The organism is Lysobacter concretionis Ko07 = DSM 16239, from assembly GCF_000768345.1.
In the GTDB taxonomy this organism is placed as follows: domain Bacteria; phylum Pseudomonadota; class Gammaproteobacteria; order Xanthomonadales; family Xanthomonadaceae; genus Novilysobacter; species Novilysobacter concretionis.
This window is the reverse complement of record NZ_AVPS01000004.1, coordinates 133,060-154,902: the sequence shown is the minus strand read 5'-3', so window position 1 is coordinate 154,902 and position 21,843 is coordinate 133,060. Positions and strand designations below refer to the sequence as shown.

At 65.0% G+C, this 21,843-nt stretch carries 19 protein-coding genes and 2 tRNA genes; all 21 read right to left on the bottom strand.

All coding sequences use genetic code 11. The features are described 5' to 3' along the window. Positions 1–4 precede the first annotated feature (4 nt). A complete protein-coding gene (gene infB, locus N792_RS05265) occupies positions 5–2,599 on the bottom strand; it encodes a translation initiation factor IF-2 (protein WP_036193196.1) in 2,595 nt (864 codons plus the stop codon). Between the two features lie 95 nt (positions 2,600–2,694). Beyond that, positions 2,695–4,182, bottom strand: coding sequence for a transcription termination factor NusA (nusA, locus tag N792_RS05260; protein WP_036193195.1), 1,488 nt, complete (start codon positions 4,180–4,182; stop codon positions 2,695–2,697). 4 nt (positions 4,183–4,186) lie between these two features. After that, positions 4,187–4,792 carry a ribosome maturation factor RimP gene (rimP, locus tag N792_RS05255; protein ID WP_036193532.1) on the bottom strand — a complete coding sequence of 202 codons (606 nt, stop codon included), beginning with the start codon at positions 4,790–4,792 and terminating at the stop codon, positions 4,187–4,189. 319 nt (positions 4,793–5,111) lie between these two features. Then, positions 5,112–5,188 (bottom strand) — tRNA-Met (locus tag N792_RS05250). Positions 5,189–5,401: 213 nt separating this feature from the next. Beyond that, complete coding sequence (gene nuoN, locus N792_RS05245; protein ID WP_036193194.1) at positions 5,402–6,844, bottom strand: NADH-quinone oxidoreductase subunit NuoN; 1,443 nt, start codon at positions 6,842–6,844, stop codon at positions 5,402–5,404. A 112-nt stretch (positions 6,845–6,956) separates the two neighbouring features. Beyond that, positions 6,957–8,483, bottom strand: coding sequence for an NADH-quinone oxidoreductase subunit M (locus tag N792_RS05240; protein WP_052103508.1), 1,527 nt, complete (start codon positions 8,481–8,483; stop codon positions 6,957–6,959). Positions 8,484–8,496: 13 nt separating this feature from the next. Then, entirely contained in the window at positions 8,497–10,554 is a 2,058-nt protein-coding gene (gene nuoL / locus N792_RS05235) for an NADH-quinone oxidoreductase subunit L (RefSeq protein WP_036193191.1), read from the bottom strand. Between the two features lie 13 nt (positions 10,555–10,567). Further along, a complete protein-coding gene (gene nuoK / locus N792_RS05230; protein ID WP_036193190.1) occupies positions 10,568–10,891 on the bottom strand; it encodes an NADH-quinone oxidoreductase subunit NuoK in 324 nt (107 codons plus the stop codon). Further along, a complete protein-coding gene (locus N792_RS05225) occupies positions 10,891–11,544 on the bottom strand; it encodes an NADH-quinone oxidoreductase subunit J (protein WP_036193531.1) in 654 nt (217 codons plus the stop codon). Before N792_RS05225 ends, nuoK begins: the two co-directional genes overlap by 1 nt. A gap of 9 nt (positions 11,545–11,553) precedes the next feature. Continuing rightward, positions 11,554–12,042 carry an NADH-quinone oxidoreductase subunit NuoI gene (nuoI, locus tag N792_RS05220; RefSeq protein WP_036193189.1) on the bottom strand — a complete coding sequence of 163 codons (489 nt, stop codon included), beginning with the start codon at positions 12,040–12,042 and terminating at the stop codon, positions 11,554–11,556. A 9-nt stretch (positions 12,043–12,051) separates the two neighbouring features. Then, positions 12,052–13,122 (bottom strand): NADH-quinone oxidoreductase subunit NuoH, encoded by a 1,071-nt coding sequence (nuoH, locus tag N792_RS05215; RefSeq protein WP_036193188.1) that lies wholly within the window; start codon positions 13,120–13,122, stop codon positions 12,052–12,054. Beyond that, positions 13,119–15,362: an NADH-quinone oxidoreductase subunit NuoG gene (gene nuoG, locus N792_RS05210; RefSeq protein ID WP_036193186.1), complete on the bottom strand. Its 2,244-nt coding sequence runs from the start codon at positions 15,360–15,362 to the stop codon at positions 13,119–13,121. Before nuoG ends, nuoH begins: the two co-directional genes overlap by 4 nt. Next, positions 15,359–16,714: an NADH-quinone oxidoreductase subunit NuoF gene (gene nuoF / locus N792_RS05205; RefSeq protein WP_036193184.1), complete on the bottom strand. Its 1,356-nt coding sequence runs from the start codon at positions 16,712–16,714 to the stop codon at positions 15,359–15,361. Before nuoF ends, nuoG begins: the two co-directional genes overlap by 4 nt. An 8-nt stretch (positions 16,715–16,722) precedes the next feature. After that, positions 16,723–17,250, bottom strand: a complete 528-nt coding sequence (nuoE, locus tag N792_RS05200; protein ID WP_036193183.1) for an NADH-quinone oxidoreductase subunit NuoE — start codon at positions 17,248–17,250, stop codon at positions 16,723–16,725. A gap of 28 nt (positions 17,251–17,278) precedes the next feature. Next, positions 17,279–18,583 carry an NADH-quinone oxidoreductase subunit D gene (locus N792_RS05195; RefSeq protein ID WP_036193181.1) on the bottom strand — a complete coding sequence of 435 codons (1,305 nt, stop codon included), beginning with the start codon at positions 18,581–18,583 and terminating at the stop codon, positions 17,279–17,281. A 17-nt stretch (positions 18,584–18,600) separates the two neighbouring features. Further along, the gene (locus tag N792_RS05190; RefSeq protein WP_036193179.1) at positions 18,601–19,329 is read right to left on the bottom strand and encodes an NADH-quinone oxidoreductase subunit C; all 729 of its coding nucleotides are present in this window, start codon (positions 19,327–19,329) and stop codon (positions 18,601–18,603) included. Then, positions 19,322–19,900 carry a NuoB/complex I 20 kDa subunit family protein gene (locus N792_RS05185; RefSeq protein ID WP_036193177.1) on the bottom strand — a complete coding sequence of 193 codons (579 nt, stop codon included), beginning with the start codon at positions 19,898–19,900 and terminating at the stop codon, positions 19,322–19,324. Before N792_RS05185 ends, N792_RS05190 begins: the two co-directional genes overlap by 8 nt. Continuing rightward, a complete protein-coding gene (locus tag N792_RS05180) occupies positions 19,891–20,247 on the bottom strand; it encodes an NADH-quinone oxidoreductase subunit A (protein WP_036193174.1) in 357 nt (118 codons plus the stop codon). Before N792_RS05180 ends, N792_RS05185 begins: the two co-directional genes overlap by 10 nt. 105 nt (positions 20,248–20,352) lie before the next feature. Then, positions 20,353–20,437: transfer RNA gene (locus tag N792_RS05175), tRNA-Leu, on the bottom strand. Positions 20,438–20,557: 120 nt separating this feature from the next. Next, positions 20,558–20,998 carry a preprotein translocase subunit SecG gene (gene secG / locus N792_RS05170; protein WP_036193172.1) on the bottom strand — a complete coding sequence of 147 codons (441 nt, stop codon included), beginning with the start codon at positions 20,996–20,998 and terminating at the stop codon, positions 20,558–20,560. Between the two features lie 39 nt (positions 20,999–21,037). Continuing rightward, complete coding sequence (tpiA, locus tag N792_RS05165; RefSeq protein WP_036193171.1) at positions 21,038–21,790, bottom strand: triose-phosphate isomerase; 753 nt, start codon at positions 21,788–21,790, stop codon at positions 21,038–21,040. Between the last annotated feature and the right edge of the window lie 53 nt (positions 21,791–21,843).

The window sequence follows — 21,843 nt, the reverse complement described above, 5'->3', positions numbered from 1 at the left end:
GCCATCACAGCGTGCGCTGCACTTCGATGCGCTCGAAGCACTCGATCATGTCGCCCGGCTTGACGTCGTTGTACTGCTTCACGCCGATGCCGCACTCGGTGCCGTTGCGGACCTCGTCGACGTTCTCCTTGAAGCGTCGCAGCGATTCCAGTTCGCCCTCGAAGATCACCACGCTGTCGCGCAGCACGCGGATCGGCTTGTTCCGCTTGACCACGCCCTCCACCACCATGCAGCCGGCGACGGCACCGAACTTGGAGCTGCGGAACACGTCGCGGACCTCGGCGTTGCCGATGATCTCTTCGCGGATCTCCACGCCCAGGATGCCAGACGCCACCTGCTTCACCTGGTCGATCACGTCATAGATGATCGAGAAGTAACGCAGGTCCACGCCGTTGGTCTCGATGACCTTGCGGGCGGACGCGTCGGCGCGGACGTTGAAGCCGATGATCGTGGCCTTGGAGGTCGATGCCAGTTGCGCATCGGACTCGTTGATGCCGCCGACGCCGGAGCCGATCACGTTGATGCGGATCTCGTTGGTGGACAACGCCGTCAGCGCCTCGCGCAGGGCCTGCACCGAGCCCTGCACGTCGGCCTTGATGATCAGCGGCAGGCTGAGCTGGTCTCCGCCCTGGCCCAGCTGGGCCATGATGTCCTCCATCCGGTTGCCGCCCTGGGCGACCAGGCGCGACTCGCGACGCTGGGCATCACGCTGTTCGGCCACGTCCTTGGCCAGGCGCTCGTCCTCGACCACGACGAAGTCGTCGCCGGCATCGGGCACGCCCGACAGGCCAAGCACCTGTACCGGGATCGAGGGACCTGCGGATTCGACCTGCGAACCGGTCTCGTCGAACAGCGCCCGCACGCGGCCGTACTGCACGCCGCACACCAGGTAATCGCCCTTCTTCAACTCGCCCTGCTGGACCAGCACGGTGGCCACCGGACCACGGCCCTTGTCGAGCGCGGACTCGATCACCACACCGTTGGCGCGACCATCGGCGACCGCACGCAACTCCAGGAACTCGGCCTGCAGTGAAATCGCATCCAGCAGGCCGTCGATGTTCTGGCCGGTCTTGGCGGACAACTCCACGAACTGGGTTTCGCCACCGAACTCTTCGGCCACGACCTGCTGCTCAAGCAACTCGTTCTTGACCCGCAGCGGATCTGCGGACGGCTTGTCGACCTTGTTGATCGCCACGATCAACGGCACACCGGCGGCGCGGGCATGCTGCACCGCTTCGATGGTCTGCGGCTTGACGCCATCGTCGGCAGCCACGACCAGCACCACGATGTCGGTGAGCTTGGCACCGCGCGCACGCATCGAGGAGAACGCGGCGTGGCCCGGGGTATCAAGGAAGCTGATGACGCCCTTGTCGGTCTCGACGTGGTAGGCGCCGATATGCTGGGTGATGCCGCCGGCCTCGCCGGTGGCGATCTTGGTGCGCCGGATGTAATCGAGCAGCGACGTCTTGCCGTGATCGACGTGACCCATGATGGTCACGACCGGCGGACGGACCACCTTCTCGGCGTCGAGGTTCTCGACGTGCGCCAGCAGCACGTTCTCGACGTCGGCCGCATCGGCACGGACCACGTTGTGGCCCAGCTCCTCGGTCACCAGCGCCGCGGTGTCGTGGTCGATGCTCTGGGTGATGGTGGCCATCACGCCCATCTTGAACAGCGCCTTGACCACCTCGCCGCCCTTCAGCGACATCTTCTGGGCGAGGTCGGCAACGGTGATCGTCTCGCCGATCGCGACATCGCGCACGATCGGCGCGGTCGGACGGGTGAAGCCGGTGCCGGTACGCGACTGGTCGCTCTGGCGGCGCGGCTTGGCGCGGCTGCGGACGCTGGTCGTGCGACGCGCGCGGTCGGAGGCACTGAGGTGCATCTGGCCGGCAAAACGCTTGTTGCGGTCATCGTCGTCGGCACCGGCCGTGATCGCGTTGGAGCCGCGCGTCTTGTGCCGCGGAGCGGCGGCACGATCATCCGCACGCGGGGCCGCCGGCTTGGGATGGCCGTGGCCGTGCGTTGCGGGTGCCGCCTTCGGCGGTACAACCACGCCGTCATCGGCGACGACCGGGACGGCCGGCGCCGTCTTGGCAGCAATCGCCTCTTCGGCCTTGCGACGCTCGGCTTCTTCGGCCTCGCGCTTGATCCGCTCTGCTTCCTCGGCGCGTCGCTTGTCGGCTTCCGCCAGCATCTTCTGCTCGGCCAGGTTGCGCTGCCTGGACTCCTCCAGCTTGCGCAGGATTTCGGCGCGCTCGTCGGTCGGTTCGGCGTGATCGCCGTCCGGACGAACCACGGTGACCTTCTTGCGCACCACGACATCGACGGTCGCGCGGCTCTTGCCGCCGCCTACCGTGAGTTCCTGCTTGCGGCTGCGGTTGAGGGTGATTTTCCGGGGCGCACCGGCGGCCGACGGTGCTTCGGCCTTGCCATGGGTGCGACGCAGGAAGCCGAGCAGTTTCACCTTCTCGGTACTGGTGACGGCCTGATCGGGGCCACTGAAGGGCATACCGGCCTCGGCCAACTGCTCCAGCAACTTCTCGACCGGCGTATTCACCAGTTGGGCCAACTTGCGGATGGTGGTTTGCTGCGACATTCGGTTTCCGTGTCCTGTGGCACGGACCTGTGCCCGTGCGTGATGTTGCATTCTAGCGGCTGGGCTGTGTGAGCCCGTTCAAAACCCTGACCGTCTTACTCGAACCAGTGCTTGCGCGCTTCCATGATCAGCGCGGCGGCACGTGCTTCGTCGACACCTTCCAGATCGGTCAGCTCGTCGGTGGCCAGATCGGCCAGGTCGTCGCGCGAAATCACGCCACGGGACGCCAGCGCGAAGGCCAGATCCTCGTCCATGCCTTCCAGCGTCAACAGGTCTTCGGCGGGGTGCTGCTCGACCAGCTCCTCTTCGGCGGCCAGCGCCTCGTTGAGCAGGGCATCGCGGGCGCGGGCGCGCAACTCCTCGACAATGTCCTCGTCGAACCCTTCCACCGCGAGCAGTTCGCCAACGGGAACGTAGGCGATTTCCTCGACCGTGCTGAAGCCCTCGGTCACCAGGATGGTGGCGATTTCCTCGTCGACCTCCAGCTTGCTCTGGAACAACTGGCGCGCGACCGCCTGCTCGGCTTCGGACTTCTCCGTCACCTGGTCCTGGGTCATCACGTTCAGCTGCCAACCGGCCAGGCGGCTGGCCAGGCGCACGTTCTGGCCGCCCTTGCCGATCGCCTGGGCCAGACGGTCTTCCGCGACCGCCAGGTCCATCGAGTGCTTGTCCTCATCGACGATGATCGACTGCACCTCGGCCGGCGCCATCGCGTTGATCACGAACTGGGCCGGATTGTCCGACCACAGCACGATGTCGACGCGCTCGCCGTTGAGCTCGTTGGTCACCGCCTGCACGCGCGAACCGCGCATGCCGATGCAGGCACCGATCGGATCGGTGCGGTTGTCGTGCGCGAGCACCGCGATCTTGGCGCGGTCGCCCGGATCACGCGCGCAACCCATGATCGACACCAGCCCCTGGCCGACTTCCGGCACCTCGAGCTTGAACAGTTCCATCATGAATTCCGGGGCGGCGCGGCTGATGAACAGCTGCGGCCCACGCGGCTCGGTGCGGACGTCGTACAGGTAACCGCGGACACGGTCGCCGGCGCGCAGCACGTCGCGCGGAATGCCCTTGTCCTTCGGAATGATCGCCTCGGCGTTGCCGCCCAGGTCGACATAGATGTTGCCGCGCTCCACGCGCTTGACGATGCCGGTGACCAGCTCGCCGACGCGGTCCTTCCAGGCATCGACCACCTGCGCACGCTCGGCTTCGCGCACACGCTGCACGATCACCTGCTTGGCGGCCTGGGCGGCAATGCGGCCGAATTCCGGGTTGTCGATCTGCTCGTCGATGTAATCGCCGACCTCGACGCCCTCGACTTCGTCGACGGCATCCATCAGACGGATCTGGCGGTCCGGCGATTCCATCACCACGTCGTCGGCGACCACTTCCATCCGGCGGAAGGTCTCGTAGCTGCCGTCCTCGGGATTGATCTTGACCCGGACCAGCACGTCTTCGTCCTGGTAGCGCTTCTTCGCGGCCGATGCCAGTGCGGCCTCGATGGCCTCGAGGATCACCGATTCCGGAACGCCTTTTTCATTGGCTACCGCATCAACGACCAGCAACAGTTCCTTGCTCATCTCGTTACTCCGCCGAGGTCGGCTTGGCCGCCGCCGGCTTGTTGGTTGGTTTGTTGGTTGGATTCTTGCGCGGGCCCGGCTTCGCGCCGGGCTTGGCGGGGGCCAGCCCCAGCGCGGCCCAGTCCGGAACCAGCCGCGCCTTGTCGATATTGTCCAGCGCGACCATGAACTGCACGTCGTCGACCAGGAAGGTTATGCCATCGTCCGCGACTTGCGCGATCACTCCGGTCAGGCGCCGCCGACCGTCCTGCGGCAACCGCAAAGTGACCTTGGCGGTCTCGCCGAGGAACCGGCTGAAATGCGCCTGTGTGAACAGGGGACGGTCCAGGCCCGGGGACGAAACCTCAAGCGTGTAATTGCCGCTGATGGGGTCCTCGACATCGAGCTGGGCCGAGACTTCCCGGCTGACGGCCTCGCAGTCCTCGATCGACACCGCGGGTGGCAACCCATCATCACCGGTCGCAGTCAACTCGCTTGCCGGCACGTCGATATACAACCGCACCACCGCGCCGCCCGGCGACGGGAGGTACTCGATACCCAACAACTCGACGCCCAGCGACGCCACGGTGGGCGCCAGCATCTGGGCAATTTCGGCCGCTTTGTCCGTCACGCGTTGCTTACTCCTGCGATTGGCGACTGGCGCATCGATTCGGCGGGTCAACCCGGCAAGCCGGCCCGGTGAACTTTCGTCCGACAAGCCCGGCTTGGATACCGCGGCCTTGACGGAACCGGCCTGGTCGACCCGACCCGGAAAATCCATCCGGTAAAAACAACAAAGGACCCGAAGGGCCCCTTGTCCGTACCACTGGATGTCGGTGTGACACGCGAGCAGAGCGCATCACCAAAGCCCGAGCTGCCGATCTAAAAAAGAAAGCCTCATATCGAGGCTCTCCGTGGACCGCCATTACAACGCGATCCCGATCTGAAGCTGGTAGCGGGGGCAGGATTTGAACCTGCGACCTTCGGGTTATGAGCCCGACGAGCTGCCAGACTGCTCCACCCCGCATCAGGCCGCCCATAGTAGCGGCGGACTTTGAACTTCGCAAGCCCTTTCGAGCTTTTCATCGCACGGCGCGCTGGCGCGCCGCCTACATCCGGGAGCCGGACCGGGCTCCTCCCCTTGCGGGCCGCGAAGCATACCCGATGCGGCTGCGGATACGCAACGTCGTTCGTGCCCTGCCAGCAATACGCCCGCTCAGAGCGCAGCTTCTGCGGCAATTCAGATGCCGAAAGAGCGCTGGCACCATTCCATGATCGGGCTCCAGACGAGGCCGAGCGCCAGCAGCGCCAACGCATTCACCCCGAACACGACCCGCAGCGGACGGTTCTGCGACGGCGGCGGCATCTCACCGACCGGCTCGTCGAAATACATCGCCTTGACCACGCGCAGGTAATAGAACGCGCCCACCACGGCAAACACGATGCCGACGATCGCCAGCCACAGCATGTCACCCTGGACCGCGGCCTGCAGCACGGCGAGCTTGGCCCAGAACCCGATGAACGGCGGAATGCCCGCCAGCGAGAACATCGCCAGCAGGATCATCCCGGCCATCCATGGATCGCGTGCATTCAGGCCCTTGTAGTCCACGATCTCGTCGGCCTCGAAGCCGCGGCTGGACAACACCACGATCGCGCCAAACGCCGCCGTGGCCATCAGGGCGTAGCTGATCGCGTAGAACATCGCGGCGGCAAACCCACCAGGCCCGGCACCCGCGAAACCCATCAGCAGGAAGCCGACGTGCGAGATGGTGGAATACGCGAGCATCCGTTTCAGGTTGCCCTGCATGATCGCGCCCAGGTTGCCGAGCGCCAGCGACAGCACCGCCAACGCGGCCAACATGATCCGCCAATGGTCATCGACCGGTCCCACACCTTGCTCGAGCAGGCGGAAGGTCATGCCGAACGCGGCCAGCTTGGGCGCGGAACCGATGAACAGGGTGATCGGCGTCGGGGCGCCGTGATACACGTCCGGCAGCCACATGTGGAACGGCGCGGCACCGAACTTGAAGCCGATGCCTGCGACCGCGAACACCACGCCGGTCACCAGCATCGTGTAGGACGGCGTGGTCTGTGCCGCCAGCGCGATCGCACTGAGATCCAGCGTGCCGGTGGCGCCGTAGATCAGCGACAGGCCGTACAGCAACAGACCCGATGCCAGCGAACCCAGCACGAAATACTTGATGCCCGCCTCCGACGCCATCGAGTTGTCGCGGTCGATCGCCACCAGCGCGTAGGAGCACAGCGCGAGCATCTCCAGCCCGATGTAGATCATCACCAGATTGCCGGCCGACACCAGCAGCATCATGCCCAGTGCCGCAAACAGCATCAGCACCGACATCTCGCCCTTGTACAGCCCCCGCTCGCGCATGAACGGCCACAGGTAGACCATCGACAACGCCGTGGCCAGGCCGATACCGATCTTCAGCACGTCGGCCAGGGTGTCGCGCACGAACATCCCGCTGAACACGACCCCGTGGCCGCCCACGCCGCAGGCAAGCAGGGCCGTCGTCGCCAGCAGCAATGCGATGGACAGCACGTGGATGGCGACACGCCGCTGATTGGTCAGAAACAGGTCGAGCATCAGCAGCGCGAACGCACCACCGACCAATACCAGTTCTGGCAACAGCGGCAGCAACTCAGCGGCGGAACGTACGTGGATCATTGGCAATCTCTGATAGGTCGGGCGCCGATGGCGCGCATGGCCGACTGGACGTGCAATGCAACTTGGATGAATCGGAACCGGATGAATCGGAACCGCATGACTCTGAACAGGGTTACAGCTTGGAAGCGGCGATCTGCATCGCGAGGTTTGCGATCGTGGGCTCCATCATGTCGGTCAGCGGTTTCGGCCACACGCCCAGCAACAGCGTGCCGACGGCGAACACGCCGAGCACGAAAAGCTCGCGGCCATCCAGGTCCTTCATCGCCGCCACCTTGGCGTTGCCCACCGGCCCCCACAACACGCGCTTGACCAGCCACAGGCTGTAACCGGCGCTGATGATCAGGGTCACCGCGGCCACCAGCGCGATCAGCGGGTGCTTCTGGAAGCTGGCCAGGATGACCATGAACTCGCCGACGAAGCCCGAGGTGCCCGGCAGGCCGGAGTTGGCCATCGCGAACAGCACGTAGAACACCGCAAAGACCGGCATCAGGTTCGCCACGCCGCCGTAATCCTTGATCCGGCGCGTATGCAGGCGGTCGTACAGCACGCCGATGCTGGTGAACAACGCTGCGGAAATGAAGCCGTGGCTGACCATCTGCACCATCGCGCCCTGCAGGCCGAGCCGCGCGGCGTCCAGGTTGCCGTAGTCGCGCACCAGGCCGAAAGCAATGAACGTGCCGAGGGTCACGAAGCCCATGTGCGCGACCGAGGAATACGCGATCAGCCGCTTCATGTCGTCCTGGACCAGCGCGACCAGTCCCACGTACACCACCGCGATCAGGCTCAGCGCGATCAGCAGCCAGGCCCATTCGGCGCCGGCGTCGGGAACGATCGGCAACGCAAAGCGCAGGAAACCGTACCCGCCGATCTTCAGCATGATCGCGGCCAGGATCACCGAGCCCGCGGTCGGTGCCTCGACGTGGGCATCCGGCAACCAGGTGTGCACCGGGAACATCGGGATCTTGATCGCGAACCCGAGCAGGAATCCAAAGAAGATCCAGGTCTGCTCGGTCGCGGTCAGCGACAGCTGCACCATGTCGGCGATCTGCCAGCTGCCACCCTTCATGTACAGGTAGATCAGCGCGATCAGCATGAACACCGATCCGAGGAACGTGTACAGGAAGAACTTGAGCGCGGCATAGACCCGGCGCGGGCCACCCCAGACACCGATGATGATGAACATCGGGATCAGCATGCACTCGAAGAACACGTAGAACAGCATCGAGTCGAGCGCGCAGAACACGCCGATCATCAGTCCTTCGAGGATCAGGAACGATGCGTAGTACTGGCTGACGCGCTTGTCCACGCTCCAGGCACCGACCAGCACCAGTGCCGAGGTCAGCGTGGTCAATCCGATCAGCGGTACGGAAAAACCGTCCACGCCGAGGTGGTAGCGGATGTCGAACGCCGGGATCCACGGCTTGTCCTCGACGAACTGCATCGCCGCGGTGCCGAAATCGAATCCGGTGAACAACAGCACGCTGAGCGCAAAGGTCACGGTCGCCACGCCGGTGGCGAACCAGCGCGCGGCGTTGGCGCGCTCGTTGCCGAAAGCGAGGGTGAACAGGCCGCCGACAATCGGCAGCCAGACAAGCAGGCTCAGCAAGGGAAGCGCGCTCTGTAAGGGCTCAGGGGTCACGTCGCGGTCCTTGTCAGATCAGGTTACGGATGAGCGCGGCCAGCAACACGATCAGGCCGAGAATCATCACAAAGGCGTAGTGGTACAGGTAGCCGGACTGGATCCGGCGGCTCAGGTTGGCGATCAGCTCGACCACACGGACACTGCCGTTGACGGCGGCACCATCGATCACCTGGCTGTCGATTACCCGCGAAGCCTGGCCGAGCTTGACGCTGCCTCCGGCCAGTCCCCCGATCCACAGTGCGTCGAAGCCGTACTTGTCCTCGAGCACGCGGATCGGCCAGGCGAACACACGGCGCGCCTTGGCCGGCAGTTCGGGCTTCCACAGATACATCACCGTAGCCACCACGAAGCCAGCGAAGGCCAGCCAGAACGTCGGCGCCTTGAACCCGTGCAGTGCGAACGCGACCGGACCGTGCCAGACATCCTTCGCCAGCGCCGCCACCACGTCGCGGGCTGCCACCACATCGATCGCACCGAGGAAGAACGGCAGCTGGTCGATCTCGCCGCTCCAGTTGGTGCCGAACAACATCGGGCCGGCGGTGAAGAAGCCGATCAGTATCGACGGGATCGCCAGCAGCACCAGCGGTACGGTCACCGTCCACGGCGACTCATGCGGTTCGTGCGGTTCGTGGCCACCTTCCTGGCCGTGATCGTCGTGACCGCCCGCATGCGGCGCGTCGCGGAAACGCTCCTTTCCGTGGAAGGTCAGGTACAGCAGGCGGAAGCTGTAGAACGCGGTCACGAACGCACCCAGCAGCACGGCCCAGTAGGCGTACTGGGCGATCCAGCCGCCTTCCAGACTGGCGTGGTGCGCCGCCTCGATGATCGTGTCCTTGGAATAGAAGCCGCTGAAGAACGGCGTGCCGACCAGCGCCAGCGTACCGATCAACATCGTCCAGTAAGTGACCGGCATGTACTTCCGCAGGCCGCCCATCTGGCGCATGTCCTGCACGTGGTGCATGCCGATGATCACCGAGCCGGCCGCCAGGAACAGCAGCGCCTTGAAGAACGCATGGGTCATCAGGTGGAACACCGCCGCGCTGTAGGCCGACACGCCCAGTGCGACCGTCATGTAACCCAGCTGCGACAGGGTCGAATACGCCACCACCCGCTTGATGTCGTTCTGCACCATGCCGATCAGGCCGGTGAAAAACGCCGTGGTCGCACCGATGAACAGCACGAACTGCAGCGCGGTTTCGGAAAACTCGAACAGCGGCGACATGCGCGCGACCATGAAGATGCCCGCAGTCACCATCGTGGCCGCGTGGATCAACGCCGAGATCGGGGTCGGGCCTTCCATCGAGTCCGGCAGCCACACGTGCAGCGGCACCTGGGCCGATTTGCCCATCGCGCCGATGAACAGGAAGATGCAGATCACCGTGGCGACCGACCATTCGTGGCCTGCCAGGATCGAGACCTTCTCCCCGGCCAGGCTGGGCGCATTGGCGAACACGGTCGCGTAATCCAGCGAGCCGAACCACCACACCACCGCGGCGATGCCGAGGATGAATCCGAAGTCGCCGACCCGGTTCACCATGAACGCCTTGAAGTTGGCGAACACCGCGGTCGGACGCTTGAACCAGAAGCCGATCAGCAGGTACGACACCAGACCCACGCCTTCCCAGCCGAAGAACAGCTGCAGGAAGTTGTTGCTCATCACCAGCATCAGCATGGCGAACGTGAACAGGCTGATATAGCTGAAGAAGCGCTGGTAGCCGTCGTCATCGGCCATGTAGCCGATGCTGTAGAGGTGCACCAGCAGCGATACGAAGGTGACGACCACCATCATCATCGCGGTCAGCTTGTCGACCATGAAGCCGATGTGCGCCTCGAACCCGCCGACCTTGAACCAGGTGTAGATGTTCTCGTTGAACGGCGCCGCACCCTGCCCCACCAGTTGCCACAGCACCCACCCCGACAGCGCGCAGCTGATGGCCACGCCCAGGATGGTGACGCTGTGCGCACCGGCCCGACCGATCCGGCGACCGAAAAAGCCGGCAACAATCGTGCCGACCAGTGGTGCAAGCACGATGGCAAGCAGCGCCGTCTTGGAAACGACGAATTCCATACCCGACATCGGATCAGCCCTTCATCAGATCGATTTCGGCGACGTTGATCGTGCGCCGGTTGCGGAACAGCGTGACGAGGATCGCCAGGCCGATGGCGGCCTCGGCCGCGGCCACGGTCAGGATGAAGAACACGAACACCTGACCGGACGGATCGCCGAGTTGACGCGAGAACCCCACGAAATTGACGTTGACCGACAGCAGCATCAGCTCGATGCACATCAGCAGCACGATCACGTTCTTGCGGTTGATGAAAATGCCCGCAACGGAGATGCAGAACAGCACCGCACCCAGGGCGAGGAAGTGGCCCAGGGCCAGTCCGGAAGCAACCACGTCCATCACTTGCCCTCCTCCGGGTTGGCATCGCCGGCGCTGTCACGCAGCGGTGCCGGCGTCGACGCGTCCATCTTGACCATGCGCAGGCGATCGGCGACCCGCACGCGCACCTGGTCGCCAGGGTTCTGCTTCTTGCCACCCTCGCGGATCGGACGCAGGGTCAGCGTGACCGCCGCGATCACCGCGATGGTCAGGATCACCGCCGCGGTCTCGAACGGCAGCAGGAAGCGGGTGAACAGCGCATGTGCCACCCACTCGGTATTGCCCACGTTCGCCGCGGTCGCGCCGTCCACCGGGAACGGTGTCTGCATCTGCGCGCGGGCACCGATCAGCATCAGCATCTCGACCAGCATCACCGCCGCGACCACCAGGCCGACCGGCAGGAAGCGCACGTACCCCTCACGCAGCCCGACGATGTCGATGTCCAGCATCATCACCACGAACAGGAACAGCACCATCACCGCGCCGACGTAGATCACCACCAGCGCCACACCGAGGAACTCGGCCCCGCCGACGATCCACACGCAGGCGACCGAGAAGAACGTCAGCACCAGCGACAACGCCGAATGCACCGGGTTGCGCACACTGATGACGGAGATGGCGGCGGCGACCGCGACGATCGAAAACGCCAAGAAAGCAATGAAAACGAAATCCATGATCGGCACTCAGCGGAAGGGTGCGTCGGCGGCGCGACGTTCGGCGATCTCGGCTTCGAGACGGTCGCCGATTGCCAGCAGCTGCGGCTTGGTGACGATGTTCTGTCCGCGCTGGTCGAAGTGGTACTCGTGGATATGGGTCTCCACGATCGAGTCCACCGGGCACGACTCCTCGCAGAAGCCGCAATAGATGCACTTGAACAGGTCGATGTCGTAACGCGTGGTGCGACGGCTGCCGTCCTCGCGCTTCTCCGAGTCGATCGTGATCGCCAGCGCCGGGCACACCGCCTCGCACAGCTTGCAGGCGATGCAGCGCTCCTCGCCGTTGGGATACCGGCGCAGCGCGTGGATACCGCGGAAGCGCGGCGACTGCGGCGTCTTCTCCATCGGGTACATGATCGTGTACTTGGTCTTGAACGCGTACTTGAGCGTCAATCCCATGCCACGCAGCAGCTCGATGAGCAGCAGGCTTTTGAAGAAGGAAACGATGCGATTCATGCCTCTACCTTATTGCCCCGGCTCGAACACGCCGAAATACGCCATCACCGCGACCACCGCGATCCAGACGATCGACAACGGAACGAATACCTTCCAGCCCAGGCGCATGATCTGGTCATAGCGGTAGCGCGGGAACGAGGCGCGGAACCAGATGAAGCAGCTGGCGAAGAAGAACACCTTCGCGAACAGCCACCACCAGCCATCCACCGACAGCAGCGGAATGCCCAGCCCCTGCAGCGGGCTCAACCAGCCGCCGAGGAAGAAGATCGAGACCAGGAAGCTGATCAGGATCATGTTGGCGTACTCGGCCAGGAAGAACAGCGCGAAACCGGCACCGGAATATTCGACCAAGTGGCCGCCGGTGATTTCCGACTCGCCCTCGACCATGTCGAACGGCAGGCGGTTCGTCTCGGCCACGCCGGACACGAAATAGATCACGAACAACGGCAGCAGCGGCAGCCAGAACCACTCGAACAGGCCGGCGCTGCCCGACTGCGCCATCACGATCTCGGTCATGTTCAGGCTGCCGGCGGCCACCATCACGCCGACCAGCGCGAAGCCCATCGCGATCTCGTAGGCGACCATCTGCGCGGCACCGCGCATCGCGCCAAGCAAGGCGTACTTGGAGTTGGTCGCCCAGCCCGCGAGGATCACGCCGTACACGCCCAGCGATGTCATCGCGAGCAGGTACAGCAGGCCCGCGTTCGCGTTCGAGAGCACGACCTTGGCATCGAACGGGATCACCGCCCATGCCGCCAGTGCGGGCACCAGCGCCATCAACGGGGCCAGCCGGTACAGGAACGGCGATGCCGCGGCCGGCTGCAACAACTCCTTGAACAGCAGCTTGAACACGTCGGCGAAGGTCTGCAGCAAGCCGCCGAAACCGACATACTTGGGCCCGAGCCGGATATGCATCCAGCCGATCAGCTTGCGCTCCCACAGCACGTAGAACGCGACGGCGATGATGAGCGGCATGCAGATCGCCACGATCATCAGCAGCAGCCACACCACCGTGCCGACCGCACCGAACGACCCCAGCCAGGTCTGGAACGGGTCGATAACGCTATCCATCATGCTCATGCCCTCCCCACCTGCAGCCGCCCCGCACCCAGCGGCGCGGTGGCGCCGTGGCCACTCTCGATCCAGACGGTGCCGCGAGCGACGGCGTCGCTGACAGCAACCGGCAGGCTGGCGGTGCCGGCGGCGGCACCGAACTTGCCGGTGGCGCCATCGGCCAGACCCGCGGCCTGGGCATCCGCCGGATGCAGCACGGCGCGCGGGCCAACGTTGAGCGGATGCGCCTGCAACGCGGTAGCCCGGCGCACGACGGCATCGCTACGGTAGATCGCGGTGCCGAGGGCCACTTCCAGCCCATCGCCGGACGGGTTGGCCGCCTTGCCGGCAACCGGGGTGACGTCACGTTTGACCAGGCTGTCGCGCAGCCCGGCCAGATCGGTGAATTCAAAACCGGCAGCGGCCAGATCGCCACCCAGCGCACGCAGCACGCGCCAGCCCGGACGGCCCTGGCCGGGCAACTTGCCGCCAGCGACCGCAGCCTGCTCGCGACCGTCAAGATTGGTCAGCGTCGCGTCGATTTCCGGCAGCAGGCCGATCGGCAGGATCACGTCCGCCACCGCACGGGTCGACTCGCACGCGAAATGGCTGAACGCGACGACCTGGGCACGGCCCAACGCCTTCAGCGCGGTCGCGGTATCGGCGAAATCCAGGCCCGGCTCGATTCCGTACAGCACATAGGCGCCGCGCGGCTCGGCGAGCATCGCCTGCGCATCGCGACCGGTCGGCAATACGCCGTGATCGGCCAGACCGACCGCATTGGCACCCTGCGGAATGCGGCAGAGCCGGGCACCGGTCGCCTTGGCGAACTCGGCAGCGGCGGTGCGGATCGCGCTGGCATGGGGACCGTTTTCGGCCAGTGCGCCGACGATCACGACCGCACTCGTCGCCGCCGTGGCAGCCTCGCGCAAGCCGGCATCCATCAGCGCGCCAGCCAGTTGCGACGGCGCCACGATCTGCTTGCCGGCCAAGTCGAAGGTCTGGTCGAAATCGACCGGGTTGACCGCGTGCACCTTGGCGCCGTTCTGCCACGCCTTGCGCACGCGCGCATTCACCAGCGGCAGCTCGTGGCGCAGATTCGTGCCGACCAATACCACCAGGTCGGCGCGTTCGATGTCGGCGACCTGCATCTGGAACACTTCGGCGACGGCGGCATCGGACAGGTCGGACTGACTGATGCGATGGTCGAGGTTGCCGGTGCCCAGCGCATCCGCCAGGCGGGCCAGCAACGCGCCTTCCTCGTTGGAGGTCGAGGGATGCACGAGCATGCCAAGCCGGTCGGCGGCGTTGTCACGCAGGATCGCCGCGGCCTTCGCCAGCGCCTCTTCCCACGACGCGTCACGCCAGTCATCGCCATCCTTGAGCATCGGCACCTGGGCGCGGTCAGCGGCATACAGGCCCTGGTGCGAGTAGCGGTCGCGGTCCGACAGCCAGCATTCGTTGACCATGTCGTTGTCGCGCGGGACCGTCCGCATCACCTCGCCCCGGCGCACATGCAGGAACAGGTTGCTGCCCAGCGCGTCGTGGTAACCCAGCGACTCGCGCGCGAGCATCTCCCAGGCACGGGCACGGAACTGGAACGGCTTGTTGGTCAGCGCACCGACCGGGCAGACATCGATCACGTTGCCCGACAGTTCGGTCGTCAACGGCTTGCCGTCGTAGGTGCCGATCTGCAGGTCTTCGCCGCGGTACATGCCGCCCAACTCGTAGGTTCCGGCGATCTCGGCGGTGAAGCGGATGCAACGCGTGCAATGGATGCAGCGGGTCATCTCGGTGGCGACCAGCGGCCCGATGTCTTCGTCGGCGACCACGCGCTTGCGCTCCACGAAACGGCTCACGGAACGCCCGTAGCCCAGCGACAGATCCTGCAGTTCGCACTCGCCGCCCTGGTCGCAGACCGGGCAATCGAGCGGATGGTTGATCAGCAGGAATTCCATCACGTTGCGCTGCGACTTCAGCGCCTTCTCGCTGCGCGTGCTGACCTTCATGCCATCCATGACCGGCGTGGCGCAGGCAGGCGCGGGCTTGCCCATCTTGTCCACGTCGACCAGGCACATGCGGCAGTTCGCGGCGATCGACAGCTTGTCGTGGTAGCAGAACCGCGGGATCGGAATACCGACCTTGTCCGCGGCCTGGATGATCATCGAACCCTTCGGCGCGGTGGTGGCGACGCCGTCGATCTCGATCGCGACATGCCCTTCCGGCACCACGGGGGCGACGCTGGTGTTGTCCGTTTCGGCGCTCATGCCGCCTTCTCCACCCGTCCGTCGCGCTGGTCGTCGACCAGGAAACGCTTGTTCACGATCGCGTACTCGAATTCAGCCCAGTAGTGGCGCAGGAAGCCCTGCACCGGCCAAGCGGCAGCCTCGCCAAAGGCGCAGATGGTGTGGCCTTCGATCTGGCCGGCCGATTCGCGCAGCACCTGGAGGTCCTCCACCGTCGCGCGCATCTCGGCGACGCGGCTGATCATGCGGTACATCCAGCCGGTGCCTTCGCGGCACGGCGTGCACTGGCCGCAGCTTTCCTTGTAGTAGAACCGCGCGATGCGCTGGCAGGCGCGCACCATGCAGGCGGTCTCGTCCATCACGATCACCGCGCCGGAACCCAGGCCGGAGCCGGCCTTCTGCAGCGCGTCGTAATCCATGGTCAGGCCCATCATGGTCTCGCCCGGCAGCACCGGCATCGAGGAGCCGCCCGGGATCACCGCCTTGATCCTGTGGCCCGTGCGGATGCCGCCGGCCATCTCCAGCAGCTCGGCAAACGGCGTGCCGAGGCGGATCTCGTAGTTGCCGGGCTTGTTGACGTGACCGGACACCGAGAACACCTTCGCGCCGCCGTTGTTGGGCTTGCCGAGGTTGAGGAACCACTCGGGCCCGTTGCGGATGATCGCCGGCACCGAGGCGTAGGTTTCGGTGTTGTTGATCGTGGTCGGCTTGCCGTACAGGCCGAAATTGGCCGGGAACGGCGGCTTGTAGCGCGGCTGGCCCTTCTTGCCTTCCAGCGACTCCATCAGGGCGGTTTCCTCACCGCAGATGTAGGCACCTGCGCCGAGCGCGTTGTGGATGTCGATATCGATGCCCGAGCCGAGGATGTCCTTGCCCAGCCAACCGTTCTCGTAGGCTTCCTTCAGCGCCTGTTCGATGCGCTCGAACGGCTCGTGATGGAACTCGCCGCGCAGGTAGTTGTAGGCCACCGTCGAGCCGGTCGCGTAGCAGGCGATCGCCATGCCTTCGATGATCGAATGCGGGTTGTAGCGCAGGATGTCGCGGTCCTTGCAGGTGCCCGGCTCGGATTCGTCGGAGTTGCACAGGATGTATTTCTGGGTCTCGCTGCCCTTTGGCATGAAGCTCCACTTCAGCCCGGTCGGGAAGCCCGCGCCGCCGCGGCCGCGCAGGCCGGACTGCTTGACCATCTCGATCACATCGGCCGGAGCGATCTTCTCGTCGAGGATCCTGCGCCAGGCGCTGTAGCCACCGGTCTTGAGGTAGTTGTCGTACGACCACGGGGTGTCGTAATGCAGGGTCGTATAGACGACGCTGTGCTCCTGCGGAGCAGGACCGACCGGACCGTAGCCCTTGGAATAATCGTGGTGCGCCATGTCCCCTCTCACTCCAGCCCGTCGAGCAGCGCGTCGACCTGCGCCACATCGAGCTTCTCGTGGTAATGGCCATTGACCAGCATCACCGGTGCGCCGCAGCAGGCAGCGACGCACTCTTCCTCGCGCTTGAGGAAGACGCGGCCGTCGGCAGTGGATTCACCCAGCTTGCAGCCGAGCTTCTTCTCGGCATGGGCGACCAGGTCTTCGGCGCCGTTGAGCCAGCAGCTGATGTTGGTGCAGAAGGCGACGTTGTTGCGGCCCACCGGCTGCAGCACGAACATCGAGTAGAAACTCGCCACCTCATACGCCCACACCGGCGGCAGGCCCAGGTAGCTGGCCACGGCGGCGATCAACTCGTCGCTCAACCAGCCGCCGTTCTGCTCCTGCGTCGCGAACAGGCCCTGGATCACGGCCGAGCGCTTGCGGTCGGCCGGGAACTTCGCCACCCAGTGATCGATGTACGCGCGCGTCTTGTCCGACAGCACGACCATCGGGTCGACGTTCCTGCACGCCTCGAAATTTCCAGTCGCTTTCATACGTTCAAATCCTCAGCGATCGCCATGGTCAGCGATCCACCTCGCCAAACACGAGGTCGTAGGTGCCGATCATCGCCACCGCGTCGGCCAGCATGTGGCCACGGATCACCGCGTCCATCGACGAGAGGTGGGCAAAGCCCGGCGCGCGCAACTTGACCCGGAACGGCTTGTTCGCACCGTCGGAGATCAGGTAGCAGCCAAACTCGCCTTTCGGCGCTTCCACCGCGCAGTAGGTCTCGCCGGCGGGCACGCAATAGCTCTCGGTGAAGAACTTGAAGTGATGGATCAATGCTTCCATCGACTCCTTCATTTCCTCGCGTTCCGGGGGCCGCACCTTGTAGTTGTCGACCATCACCGGACCGGGGTTCGCCTTCAGCCAGGTGACGCACTGCTGGATGATCCGGGCCGATTGGCGCATCTCGGCGATGCGGACCAGATACCGGTCGTAGCAGTCGCCCGCGCTGCCAACCGGCACGTCGAAATCGACGTCGGCGTACTTCGCATACGGCTGCTTCTTGCGCAGGTCCCATTCGATGCCCGAGCCGCGCAGCATCACGCCGGTCATGCCCCAGGCCTTGGCCAGCTCCGGGGTGACCACGCCGATGCCGACGGTGCGCTGCTTCCAGATGCGGTTGTCGGTCAGCAGGGTTTCGTATTCGTCGACGCGGTGCGGGAAGTCGTTGCAGAACGCTTCCAGGTAATCCAGCAGCGAGCCTTCGCGCCATGCGTTGAAATGCTTGAGCTTGGCGCCCTTGCGCCACGGCGACTCCTTGTAGCGCGGCATGCGGTCGGGAAGGTCGCGATAGACGCCGCCCGGGCGATAGTAGGTCGCGTGCATGCGCGCGCCCGACACCGCCTCGTAGCAGTCCATCAGCTCTTCGCGCTCGCGGAACGCGTACAGCATCACCGCCATCGCGCCCAGGTCGAGCGCGTTGGAACCCAGCCACATCAGGTGGTTCAGCAGCCGGGTGATCTCGTCGAACATCGTGCGGATGTACTGCGCACGGTCGGGCACTTCGATATCCAGCAGGGTCTCGATGGCGCGCACATAGGCGTGCTCGTTGCACATCATCGACACGTAGTCGAGCCGGTCCATGTAACCGATGGACTGGTTGAACGGCTTGGACTCGGCGAGCTTCTCGGTGCCGCGGTGCAGCAGGCCCACGTGCGGGTCGGCGCGCTGCACGACCTCGCCGTCCATTTCCAGGATCAGACGCAACACGCCATGCGCGGCCGGGTGCTGCGGGCCGAAGTTCATGGTGTAGTTGCGGATCTCCGGCGAGCCCTTGAGTGTGGAGGTGGCGTTGTCGGTGGTCTGGTTGACCAGCGGCATCGCACTGGCAGGCGTGGTCATGGCTTTACCTCGCGACGGGCGGCGGTCTCGCTCGCGGCCGTCGGATAGCGCGAATCGTCGCGGATCACACGCGGCACCAGCACACGCGGCTCGATCGATACCGGCTCGTAGATGACGCGTTTCTTCTCGGCGTCGTAACGCACTTCGACGTTGCCGATCAGCGGGAAATCCTTGCGGAACGGATGACCGATGAAACCGTAGTCGGTCAGGATCCGGCGCAGGTCCGGATGGCCCTCGAACACGATGCCGAACAGGTCGAAGGCTTCACGCTCGAACCAGTTGGCCCCCGCCCAGACCGAAGTCAGCGAAGCCACCACCGGCATGTCGTCGTCGACCGCGAAGGTACGCAGACGCACGCGGCGGTTGTGCTGGAAGGACAGCAGGTGGGCGACCGCGGCGAACCGGCGTTCCGGCGCATCGGCCGCGCCGTTGGTCGACTCGCCCCAGACAAAGCGTCCGGGACCATTGCCCTCGACGCCGCGCGAGAACCCCTCGGACGACGGATCGGTGTTCCACTCGTCGCTGCCGTAGCTCAGGTAGTCGACACCACTGATATCGGTCAGCTGCTCGAAACCGAACTCATCGCGCAGCGCAAACGCGGCCGCCAGCCACTGGTCCGGCTCCAGCTCGATACCGACCTCGCCGCGCGGCTCGGCCACGCTGACCAGGGCGTCGGGGAAACGTGCGCGCAGGCGATCGGCGAACGCGGTGATCGACTCACTCATCGCGGACACCCTGCTTGTTCTCGCCGAAGTTGGTGCCGCGGCGGATCTTCTTCTGCAACTGCAGGATGCCGTAGACCAGCGCCTCGGCGGTCGGCGGGCAGCCCGGCACGTAGATGTCGACCGGCACGATGCGGTCGCAACCACGCACGACCGAATACGAATAATGGTAATAACCGCCGCCGTTGGCGCAGCTGCCCATCGAGATCACCCACTTGGGGTCGGGCATCTGGTCGTAGACCTTGCGCAACGCCGGGGCCATCTTGTTGACCAGGGTGCCGGCCACGATCATCACGTCGGACTGGCGCGGCGATGGGCGGAAAATCACGCCATAGCGGTCCAGGTCGAGTCGCGCCGCGCCCGCATGCATCATTTCCACCGCGCAGCAGGCCAGGCCGAACGACACCGGCCACATCGAGCCGGTTCGCGCCCAGTTCCACAACGCATCGAGGCTGGTGGTGACGAAGCCCTGTTGCAGCAGCGGGTTGTCATCGCCGGGAAGCAGGATGTCGTCCAGGCGCCCTTCCGGCACCGGGTTGTGCATCAGGCCCGAGATGGTCTCACTCACTCCCATTCCAGTGCTCCCTTCTTCCACACATAAATGAAGCCGAGGAACAACATGCTCACGAAAATACCCATCTCGACCAGGCCGATGACACCGAGATCCCTGAACACCGTTGCCCAGGGCACGATGAAGATGATTTCCAGATCGAAAATGATGAACTGGATCGCGATGAGGTAATAGCGCACGTCGAACTGCATGCGCGCGTCTTCGAAAGCCTCGAAGCCGCACTCGTAGGGGGACAGTTTCGCGAGGCTTGGGCGTCTTGGCCCAAGCACGTAACCCACCACGAGAAGGGCGACGCCAATACCGCTGGCGACGATCAGGAACAACAGGGTCGGCAGATATTCGCCCAGCACTTCTGTTCTCTCGGCTACACCGCGCTAGCGCGGCCTTGGCTCGGCGGCATCATGTCTGCCTGGGGCAGCGGGCGATGCCGTTGATGTTTGCAACAATTTCCGGAGTGGTGCCCAAGGGGGGACTCGAACCCCCACGACCTAAGCCGCTACCACCTCAAGGTAGTGCGTCTACCAATTCCGCCACCTGGGCACATGATCCGACTTCCCTGTTCCGACCCGCTCCATCGCTGGATCGAATCGGCTTTCGGTCATAACGACCGGACCCCCGCGCATCCATGCCGGGCGTCAACGCTCATGATATCGCGGGACGCTATTTTCCGGCGTTGTCCGGCGGTGCCGATTCAGGCGACTGGGGCGCCGTCGGTGCGGCGGGAACCCCGGAATCCTTCGCCGGAGCCTGCGGCGGCGCAGGCTGCCCGGGTACCGCGGGCACCACGATATTGTTGCCGGCGGGCGCGGGTGTCACGGGAATCTGCGACATAACGCCCAGATCCTGCGATGTGGCGACGGTGCCGGCGGCCCTGTCGGTTGCATGCCAGGCCATGAACATGGCGATCGCGAAAAACGCGATGCCGAGCCACTTGGTGGACTTGGACAGGAAGCTGGATGCGCCGCGCGCTCCGAACACGGTCGCCGAAGCGCCGCCACCAAACCCGGCACCCGCCTGCGCACCAGCGCCGCGCTGCATAAGGATCAGGGCGATCATCGCGATCGCGATCAGCACATAGATGACGTTGAGGAACAACAGCATCGAAACATTCTCGTTTGCCCGGGACGAGCCCGGTGCAGGTCAGGGAGCCAGCGCGGCAGCGATGGCGTTGAAGTCGGCGGCAACCAGTGAAGCCCCGCCAACAAGGCCGCCATCGACGTCCGCTTGCGAAAACAGCGCGGCGGCATTGTCGGCCTTCACGCTGCCGCCGTAGAGGATCGGCAGCGAGTCAGCGATTCTAGCATTGTGTGCAGCGACTTCGCTACGGATGAACGCGTGCACCGCCTGCACCTGCTCGGGACTGGCGGTCTTTCCGGTACCGATCGCCCACACCGGCTCGTAGGCAACGATCGCACCGTCGAACGCGGCGGCGCCGTCCTTCATCAGCGGGGCCAGCTGTTCTTCCAGTCGCCATTCGGTCTGGCCGCTGTCACGCTCGGCGAGGCTCTCGCCGATGCACAGGATCGGGGTCAGGCCGGCGGCCTTGGCGGTCATGAACTTGGCGGCCACGAGCTCGCTGGTCTCACCGTGGTACTGGCGGCGCTCGGAATGGCCCACCAGCGTGTAGCGGGCACCGACCTCGACCAGCATCGCCGCGGACACCTCGCCGGTGTAGGCACCGGACTGCTTCGAGCTGACATCCTGCGCACCGAATGCGAGGCCGCTGTCGGCGTAACGGCCGGCCAGCTCGCCGAGGTACGGCAGTGGCGGCAGGATGATGCGCTCGACCCCGGACGGAACCGGAGCAGCGACCACGGCATCGAGCAACTCATGAGAAAAACGTCGATCACCATGCAACTTCCAGTTACCGGCGACAATCCTGCGACGAGCCATGCCAACTCCCCGATTACGAAAGCCGGGATTCTACCCCAGCCGCACCGGCAGGC